The sequence below is a fragment of the Endozoicomonas arenosclerae genome (assembly GCF_001562015.1).
GTDB classification, from domain to species: Bacteria; Pseudomonadota; Gammaproteobacteria; order Pseudomonadales; family Endozoicomonadaceae; genus Endozoicomonas_A; species Endozoicomonas_A arenosclerae.
Map to the genome: position 1 here is coordinate 1 of NZ_LASA01000251.1, position 1,018 is coordinate 1,018.

A 1,018-nucleotide genomic window follows, 5' to 3' on the forward strand; every position below is an offset into this window, starting at 1 on the left:
GAGGATAAGGAGGTCTTCCGTTGCCACGCTTAGGGTAATAGGGCTCGATTACGGCCTCTAAGCGTTTCCATGGAATCAGAACCTCCATTCTTTCAAGAAAAATTTCCCTACGAGTTCTGCGTCGCTTCTGGCTGAATTCACTGTCGGAAAAAGAGAGTTGTTGGTCCATGACTACCTCTGATCAAGCTGCTGAGATTATTATCTCATGATCAGGGACTTATTCGCAGGTTCCCTAGTACTTGAGAATACTCAGAAGTCTCTTTTTTTTAAGTCTGGTGCTAGCAAAATTAAAATGTCATTTAGTCCTTATATAGCAGCTATTGAAAAAGTGCGAGTTACAAAATACTTTCTAGGTATAATTCCTGTAGGTCTACAGTTTTGTGAGATTTCGCTAGACAATAAGGCTTACTTACGTGAGCAGTTCAAAACCAGTTAACAAGTTGCTGGTGTCGCCCCTAAAGGGACTGGGACTGATCTTCGCCGGCGCGGCTTAGCTTAGCGTTATGTGAACAAACGAAACATGAGTCATGATTCAAAGAGGTAATTATGATTGACTTCACTAAAGGGGCTTGGATTTTCGAGCCCAAAAGACATGATGTTAGCAACAGAAAAGTAGTGATTACTACAGAGCCAGAAACAGATTTTTGGCAGAGGTCGTATTATGGGTTTAGAAACGATAATGCTCCCAGTTTATTGGTAGAATCTAGTGATAACTTTACTTTTACAACAATGGTGGAATTTGAATATAAATCACAATTTGATCAATGCGGTTTAATCTCTACGGGTCATATTCCCCGCAGCTTGCTGCGTTTCTGCGGCATTAGCCGCAGCATGAACTTGTGACTACATTTTGTGGATGGCTAAAAGTAGGTTCATCCACAAATCCCACAATGTCACTGTTCTTATGTATCACTTGGTCTGTCCAGCAAAGTATCGAAGAGTGGTCTTTAGCGATGAAGTAGACAAGACGTTGAAGGAGGTATGCTTGGCTATCTCAGAGCGTTATGAAATTTACTTC

3 protein-coding genes are annotated in these 1,018 nt (G+C 41.4%); 2 read left to right on the top strand and 1 reads right to left on the bottom strand.

Annotation, left to right across the window (positions count from 1 at the left end):
• Nucleotides 1-169, bottom strand: a 169-nt coding sequence (locus tag WG89_RS32560; RefSeq protein ID WP_062260605.1) for a transposase, incomplete at its 3' end; no start/stop codon positions are given.
• Nucleotides 170-546: 377 nt separating this feature from the next.
• Here WG89_RS32560 and WG89_RS28390 point away from each other — a divergent pair.
• The gene (locus tag WG89_RS28390; protein WP_079254113.1) at nt 547-843 is read left to right on the top strand and encodes a DUF1349 domain-containing protein; all 297 of its coding nucleotides are present in this window, start codon (nt 547-549) and stop codon (nt 841-843) included.
• A gap of 13 nt (nt 844-856) precedes the next feature.
• On the top strand, nt 857-1,018 hold a 162-nt coding region (locus WG89_RS29935), incomplete at its 3' end, for a transposase (protein ID WP_172806781.1).